The 7,771-nt window shown below is 35.7% G+C and carries 8 protein-coding genes and 1 other annotated feature; all 8 genes read right to left on the bottom strand.

Annotated features, from left to right (window positions below; translation table 11 throughout):
- Window positions 1-2: 2 nt before the first annotated feature.
- Complete coding sequence (gene leuS / locus ROSEINA2194_RS16780; protein WP_009860872.1) at window positions 3-2,420, bottom strand: leucine--tRNA ligase; 2,418 nt, start codon at window positions 2,418-2,420, stop codon at window positions 3-5.
- 99 nt (window positions 2,421-2,519) lie between these two features.
- Window positions 2,520-2,753 (bottom strand) — a binding site (T-box leader).
- Between the two features lie 62 nt (window positions 2,754-2,815).
- On the bottom strand, window positions 2,816-4,090 hold the full coding sequence (locus ROSEINA2194_RS16785) for a sugar transferase (protein WP_081453942.1): 1,275 nt from the start codon (window positions 4,088-4,090) through the stop codon (window positions 2,816-2,818).
- 28 nt (window positions 4,091-4,118) lie between these two features.
- Complete coding sequence (locus ROSEINA2194_RS16790; RefSeq protein WP_049888004.1) at window positions 4,119-5,108, bottom strand: LCP family protein; 990 nt, start codon at window positions 5,106-5,108, stop codon at window positions 4,119-4,121.
- 69 nt (window positions 5,109-5,177) lie between these two features.
- Window positions 5,178-5,744, bottom strand: coding sequence for a hypothetical protein (locus ROSEINA2194_RS16795; RefSeq protein ID WP_009860875.1), 567 nt, complete (start codon window positions 5,742-5,744; stop codon window positions 5,178-5,180).
- Window positions 5,744-6,139 (bottom strand): hypothetical protein, encoded by a 396-nt coding sequence (locus ROSEINA2194_RS21545; RefSeq protein ID WP_009860876.1) that lies wholly within the window; start codon window positions 6,137-6,139, stop codon window positions 5,744-5,746. The genes ROSEINA2194_RS16795 and ROSEINA2194_RS21545 overlap by 1 nt, the downstream gene beginning before the upstream one ends.
- Entirely contained in the window at window positions 6,126-6,401 is a 276-nt protein-coding gene (locus ROSEINA2194_RS16805) for a hypothetical protein (RefSeq protein ID WP_009860877.1), read from the bottom strand. Before ROSEINA2194_RS16805 ends, ROSEINA2194_RS21545 begins: the two co-directional genes overlap by 14 nt.
- A gap of 431 nt (window positions 6,402-6,832) precedes the next feature.
- The gene (locus tag ROSEINA2194_RS16810; protein ID WP_009860879.1) at window positions 6,833-7,378 is read right to left on the bottom strand and encodes a transglutaminase domain-containing protein; all 546 of its coding nucleotides are present in this window, start codon (window positions 7,376-7,378) and stop codon (window positions 6,833-6,835) included.
- Window positions 7,348-7,771, bottom strand: a 424-nt coding sequence (locus ROSEINA2194_RS21375) for a hypothetical protein (protein ID WP_009860880.1), incomplete at its 5' end; no start/stop codon positions are given. The genes ROSEINA2194_RS16810 and ROSEINA2194_RS21375, both read right to left, overlap by 31 nt.

A 7,771-nucleotide genomic window follows, 5' to 3' on the forward strand; every position in this document is an offset into this window, starting at 1 on the left:
TCTTATCTCATAACAATATTCACGATACGTCCCGGTACATAAATCTCTTTTACGATATTTCCCGTGAGTTTATCTGCAATCGCTTCTTTTGCTTTTGCAATGACATCCTCTTTTGCATCGTCTTTTCCAATGGAAAGTGTTCCCTTGGTCTTACCATTGATCTGGACTGCGATTTCCACAGAACTCTCAACGGTCTTAGCCTCGTCAAATTCAGGCCAGGCTGTCTGATAAACTTTTCCTTCGAAACCTGCAATCTGCCATAACTCCTCAGTGATATGTGGAGCAACTGGGTTCAATAAAGTAATTAATGTTTTAAATTCTCCCCTTGTAATCGCATTTTTCTTATAAAAGTCATTGATAAGTGCCATCATTGCTGCAATTGCAGTATTATATTTCAGATTTTCAAAATCACTGCTTACCTTCTTGATCGTCTGATGCATCTTTGTCTCCATATCAGCGGAGTAACCTTCTTCGTCAGTCATAAGATCCTGTAATTTCCATACACGCTCTAAGAAACGACGGCAGCCTTTAACGCCATCTTCCGACCAGGAAGCGCTTAAATCGAAAGCTCCGATGAACATCTCGTAAGTTCTCAAAGTATCTGCACCGTATTCTCTTACAATATCATCCGGATTTACGACATTTCCTCTGGATTTTGACATCTTCTCACCGTTCTCACCGAGGATCATACCGTGGGAAGTTCTCTTCTGATATGGTTCCGGGCAAGGAACAACACCCTCATCATAGAGGAATTTGTGCCAGAATCTGGAGTACAGCAAATGTAAGGTTGTATGCTCCATACCACCGTTATACCAGTCAACCGGCATCCAGTATTTTAATGCTTCCGGGCTTGCAAGCGCTTCATCGTTGTGTGGATCGGTATATCTTAAGAAATACCAGGAGGATCCTGCCCACTGAGGCATGGTATCGGTCTCTCTCTTAGCCGGTCCGCCACAGCAAGGACAGGTTGTGTTAACCCAGTCTGTCATAGCTGCCAGTGGTGATTCACCGTTATCTGTCGGCATGTAGCTGTCAACTTCCGGTAACATTAATGGAAGTTCGCTCTCATCGATCGGAACATATCCGCATTTATCACAATGTACAATTGGGATTGGTTCACCCCAGTATCTCTGACGCGAGAATACCCAGTCTCTTAATTTATAATTTGTCTTGGCCGTTCCAATGCCTTTTTCCTCTAAAAATGCGATCATCTTTGCTTTTGCATCTTTTACTTCAAGTCCGTTAATAAAGTCTGAGTTGATCAGAACACCTGTTGCGACATCTGTAAATGCAGCCTCATTGATGTCTACTTCCTCTCCGTTCTTTGCAACCACCTGGATCATTGGAAGATTGAATTTCTTTGCAAATTCCCAGTCACGCTCATCGTGTGCCGGTACTGCCATGATTGCACCTGTACCATAGGACATTAATACATAGTCAGAGATCCAGACCGGAATCTCTTTTCCATTTACAGGGTTTACTGCTGTCAGACCGTCAATGCATACACCGGTCTTGTCTTTTGCAAGTTCTGCACGTTCAAAATCAGATTTCTTTGCAGCTTCCTCGCGGTATGCCACGATCTCATCCCAGTTTTTGATCTCACTCTGGTACTTATCAATAATCGGATGCTCCGGGGATACAACCATGTAAGTAACACCGAATAATGTATCGCAGCGGGTTGTGTATACACGAAGTTTATCTCCTTTTCCTTTAATAGAGAAATCAACTTCAGCACCCATGGATTTACCGATCCAGTTCTTCTGGGAAACTTTTACACGCTCGATATAATCCACATGATCTAATCCTTCAATCAGTTTCTCTGCGTAATCCGTGATCTTTAGCATCCACTCACTTTTTACTTTACGGACAACCGGAGCTCCACAACGCTCGCAGACACCGTTTACAACCTCCTCGTTTGCAAGACCTACTTTACAGGAAGTACACCAATTGATTGGCATTTCTTTCTTGTAAGCCAAACCTGCTTTAAAAAGTTTTAAGAAAATCCACTGTGTCCATTTATAATAATTTGGATCTGTGGTGTTGATCTCTCTGTCCCAGTCAAAAGAATAACCGAGCGAATGAAGCTGATCTTTGAATCTTGCCACGTTCTTCTCTGTTACGATCTTCGGGTGAATCTTGTTCTTGATCGCATAGTTTTCAGTTGGAAGTCCGAATGCATCCCATCCCATTGGATAGAGTACGTTGTATCCCTGCATTCTTCTCTTTCTAGCTACGATATCAAGTGCTGTGTAAGGTCTTGGATGACCTACGTGAAGTCCCTGTCCTGATGGGTACGGGAACTCAACTAATGCATAATATTTTGGTTTGGTAAAGTCATTGGTTGCTGCGAAAGCTTTCTCATCATCCCAGACTTTCTGCCATTTTTTTTCGACTACCTTATGGTTATAAAGTTCTGCCATGGTATTCCTCCTTCTTTTTTATCAAGCATGATTCATAATTTTGTGGATTTTGTGGTAATAGGACAAAGTTTCCTATTACATAAAAAATCTCCGTCTCCAAAAAGAGACGAAGATATCTATTCACTCCGTGGTACCACTCTCATTCGCAGGATGAACGATTCATCCAAATACGCACTCACATTCTTAACGCGAATCACACGTTCTGACCTACTTATTTTTTCATTTCAATCAGAAAACTCAGAGGCGAGTTGGGAACTTCCAAATACTGTCTTGCACCACCCGACAGCTCTCTGACACTTTTTCGTTCTTAATACTCCTCGTCAACGTCATATTTTATGCTTTTAACATGATTTATTTTAACATATGAAATTCATTTGTCAATAAAAGAAATGCTTTTATTTCACATCATCTGTTCCTTTCAATACAACTGGAATGGTCATCAAAAGAATTTTTAAATCTAGCATTAATGAATAATTTTCAATATACATCAAATCCCATTTTAATTTATCTAAAAATTCTGTATGATAATCTCCATGCACCTGCGCATAACCAGTCAATCCAGCTCTCACTGTCGTTCGAAATGTAAATTCCGGAACTTTTTCCGCTATTTCCTCTATTAGTTCTGGTCTTTCTGGTCTAGGACCTACAAAACTCATCTCTCCTCTAAATATATTAATTAACTGTGGCACTTCATCCAGCTTATACTTTCTCAAAATATAACCTACACGAGTCATTCTTGGATCTCTATTTTGAGCCAACTGTGCCCCCGCAAATTTTTCAGCTCCAACAACCATGCTCCGAAACTTTATAATTTGAAACTTTTTCATTCCACGCGTGCATCTTGTCTGATAATAAAATACATTTTCTCCATCATCCAATTTTATGCATAATGCAATAATGCCAAATAATGGAGCTAATATAACAAGAAGTACACCTGAAAATAAAATATCAAAAAGTCTCTTTAAAGCAGCAGAAATTCCACCTATTCGTCCTGCCTGCCTATAAAATATCGGTGTTTCTCCATCTTGTGCCAATCCTGCCGCTCTGAGCTCCATATCTGATAATTTTGTAGTAAAATAAACCGGTCTGTTTGTCTTAAAACAAATCTTTAATAAATCATTTCTCTTTTCTGCTGAAAGATCAAACAAATACACTTCATCATATTCCTTTATTTTTTGTTTGATAATTTCCATTGAGACTTTATCTACTGACATTGATTCTGCCTGTGGAATCGATGAAATATCTATTGTCTTCTCCTGATATAAATACAAACGCTTTCCCTTATAATTTTCAATAGTAATCCTCATTACTATTTCGCACATGATAACAATACTTAGTAATTGAAGTATAAGCAAAATCCCCAATCTAATCATATATGGTATGCAATTATCTACATATACAGCGCACATAAATACACTCAAAATAAGATTAGCAGCTACACATTTTAAGATTAAGCTCAGCTCCTGCTCATACTTCACTTGTACATTTCTTCCATGATTATTACAAGTTATCGCAACTGTCAGCAAAAAATACCCAATAAATAATAATATTCCCTCTAACCTCTGCAAACTACTGTAAAAAAGTATTATGTATTCAACTGATAAAACACTTAAAATCACTGTTCTGGGCACTCTGCACCCATGCAATAAATTCTTTCTGGATTGTATCATTTAAATTTTCTTTCCTTTGAATATTCATCTATGGTGTTTCATTTAAAACAGCCTCTATCAGGCTCTTTGCCTGTGCGACATCACTATCATTTGGAATCATAACATATGCTGCTGAATTTGGTGCCGAGTAGGTTTTCTCACTTCCGCCACTTCCAGTAACCGAATAAATATCAACAGTCCACTCTGTGCCATCCATCAACTGATTAAAAACCAAATCTTTCAACAGTTCATCTGGTATATTCGTCCTATACATATCAGTAAGTTCATCCATAACTTCATTATAATTTTCAAGAAATTCTATTGAGCACACTTTTTTAATCAATGCCTGAAGCATCGCCATCTGGTTACGTCCTCTCTGATTATCACCTGATGCAAAGGCATGCCTTTCTCTTACAAAAGCCAATGCCTCTAATCCTGTCAAATGATTATATCCTTCTGTATAATGCTTAATTGGATCAACTGTAAAATCATACTCTGAATAAACATCTACGCCACCCAATGTATCAATAATAGCTTCAAATCCGGAAAAATTAACTCTAAGATAATAATCAATATCAATATCATACAGCTTTTCAAGTGTTCCAACCGAATTCTCAACACCATATAATCCAGCATGTGTAAGCTTGTCCTTTGCTCCATTACTAATTGGCATTTCAACAAAATAATCCCTCGGTGTATTAATCAGCTGTACATGTCGTGTCTCTGTATTGACTGCAGCTATAATATTTACATCACTTCTGCTTTTTGTATCTGTCCATCCCCAAACATCAATTCCGCTGAAATATAATACAAATGTTCCTAAATCTTTTTTCTCCTCACTTTCTGTCTGAACTATTTCTGTCTCTTGCTCTATTTTCTCACTTTCTTCTGTTTCCTCTACCAATGCATCTTCTTTTGTACTTACTGTGTTTACATTTTTCTTTCCACATCCAACAACTAAACTTGACATCAAGAAAATTGTAATTAAAAGCATTAATGATATTCTTCTTTTTAAATTCGTTTGATTTATTTTTTTCATTTGCGCCTCCAACAATGTACTATATAACAAATAGAGCATATCAGATAACTTAATATCTAATATGCCTATCTATTTTTTTACGTCTAATTCATTTTTTATACTTTTCTGTTCTTCTACTTCAAAATACTTTTCCAACAAAAAGAAAATATTAGCTATTAAAGGAGTTGATAAAGAATTTAGCTGATTAGCCATAAATAATGATCTTGTAATCGTGTCCAAAAAAGATTCATTATGATAAGTATCAGGCAATTTATAATTTTTATTTGTTTCTTCTTTATGAAGTCTTATAAATCCCAAAAAAAGTTCCCACGCACTCATAAATGCTAGTTGCTCATTGACTCTTGATGCAGATGATAAAGTAAAATCTTTATCCGTCTGAATATCTCCACTTATCAATCTAACCTTTATAATTGCTACTGTCATACAAGCACACACTTTATGCCTATCTAATAAAGTTTTATTTTCGCCTTCTTTTTTTTCGTATAAAATTCTTAACATCGTCTTTTGATTGAGATATTCTTCATACAAAGAAGTTGGATTATCACAAAACCTAAATTGTCTATACTCATTTTGCAATCGCATTCCTATTTCTTTTACTACATGGTCATAAAATATTAAAAAATCTACTTTATTCATTAGACTTTAATCCTCACATCATTAGGCAACTCTATTTTTCCTATAGCATCCAAAACATCAAAATCACTATTCCCATCATTTCCAGTTCCAACTATTTCTATTTTTTCTAAATATTTTTCACAAAAAATCTTTGTAAAATTTAATTTCTTCTCTTTTTGCTTCGCATATCGCTTCATTACATGCCAATTCCAAGCTTTGCACATTATAAAGATAATTATAATATATCCAACAACAACTGTAATATCACTCACAAAATCAAACCTCCAACTCATTCTCTTTTTTACATTTATTCTGTAATCATTATACACAACAATCAACGGTATCGTTACAAACGAAATTGCAATCAACTTTATCCAAATAGACTGCATAACAGCATATAATTCAAGCAATGCCATTATAGCCCCAATAATTGCAATAATTCGAAAAAAATATAATTGCAATTGATTCTCTTCTGACTATAGTTACATATTTCTTATTATCTGTATATTGATAAAAATCATACATATTATTACATGCCTGCACTAATATGGTTACATAACACGATTTATAGTCCAACATAGATGCCAATACACTTATTCCAATAGTAAGTACTAATACAAAGATTTTTATCAAAGCCTCTTTGGAAGAAATATATATCACATCTTTTTTTCCTTCCATTTTATCTCCCTATTATCTTATTCGTACATATATAGTTATATCATTTCAGTATACCCTATGCAAGCACTTCTTTAGCAATCCACAAAGTTTCAGCACATAGGAAACAATATGTTTATTATAATTTTTCTTTCACATTACACCATTCGATATGGCGTAATTTTTCGTTATCACAGCATATAAGTAACCTTCATTATTGTTCATCCATAATAAAGGTTACTAGCTGAAAATCAGATACCCACTTTTTTAATAAATAACACAATGTAACATATTCTGAGAATATGTTACCATAAGCTTTTCTCCACTCCAATCAGTATTAGACAACTGATATGCGACCAGATAATAAATAATCTGTTTATAAGAATCTATCATAGAATCATTTATTGTGATATCAAATGTGTTCTCTCCATTATTCAAATGCTCCCTGATAGTGCTCACATACTGATCTGACCATTTTTTATTTTACCAGTTTTAATAAAATAATTATCTTCTAAAGAATGTGCACTAATTCCATTAGATGAAGTAACTGAACTATGAATCTGATTCATCAATTCATCATTTAATCCAAAATATAAATGCTGAAGATCTACACTATTATCCTCATAACCGGCATCATCCCAGGTTGTATCAATATGATACCAATTACCATCTAATTGAACACCTGTCCATACATGACCATCTCCAGAAATTCTATCTGTTGCTATTCCAACCGAATTCAAAAGCATCACGTATGCTCTATGATATGCCTCACAGGTTCCTGATCCTCTGGCTAACGCTCCCTCAGGCGCACAATAAGAATAACTGGAATCATAACGACAATTTTCAACCAGCCAGTCATTAAACCAAACTGCCTTCTCGAAATCCGTTGTGCACGTTTTCTCACACTGCGCTTTTAAATCCGCTACGACATTTTCTACTGTCGGATAACCTTTATCATCAATTACAAGTTTTATGCCATATAAACCTGTGTTAAACCACACATACGGAGACACTCCTGTATCCATGATTGCAAAACGAATATAGTATGTTCCAGAAGCATAAAATGTGAAATCAAAGCTATCTTTCGAAAAAACTTTCCATTAGACCCATAACTTGTATCATAAACAATTGTTCCATCTTCTGTTGTCAGACTATATAAAGCATATTGTACCTTGTCCGTAGTTCCCTCTGAGGACAACTTGAAAGTCGTAGGCGCTCCACATGTTATATTTTCCGGATACTGCACCTTGAAGGTCACATTACCACTTGTCTTTGAGAAGGTTGTCTGTGGAACTTGTGTGGAAGGCTTTTTGTAAGTAATAGATTTACTTGCATCAAAGGATGGACTTATTCTATCTCCATTCAGTGCTCTTACTGTATAATAATAGATTTTT

This window comes from Roseburia inulinivorans DSM 16841 (assembly GCF_000174195.1).
Classification (GTDB): domain Bacteria; phylum Bacillota; class Clostridia; order Lachnospirales; family Lachnospiraceae; genus Roseburia; species Roseburia inulinivorans.

Coding starts and splice junctions, on each gene's coding strand:
- leuS (WP_009860872.1), bottom strand. CDS start 2,420: ATGGCAGAACTTTATAACCATAAGGTAGTCGAAAAAAAATGGCAGAAA.
- ROSEINA2194_RS16785 (WP_081453942.1), bottom strand. CDS start 4,090: ATGATACAATCCAGAAAGAATTTATTGCATGGGTGCAGAGTGCCCAGA.
- ROSEINA2194_RS16790 (WP_049888004.1), bottom strand. CDS start 5,108: ATGAAAAAAATAAATCAAACGAATTTAAAAAGAAGAATATCATTAATG.
- ROSEINA2194_RS16795 (WP_009860875.1), bottom strand. CDS start 5,744: ATGAATAAAGTAGATTTTTTAATATTTTATGACCATGTAGTAAAAGAA.
- ROSEINA2194_RS21545 (WP_009860876.1), bottom strand. CDS start 6,139: ATGGCATTGCTTGAATTATATGCTGTTATGCAGTCTATTTGGATAAAG.
- ROSEINA2194_RS16805 (WP_009860877.1), bottom strand. CDS start 6,401: ATGGAAGGAAAAAAAGATGTGATATATATTTCTTCCAAAGAGGCTTTG.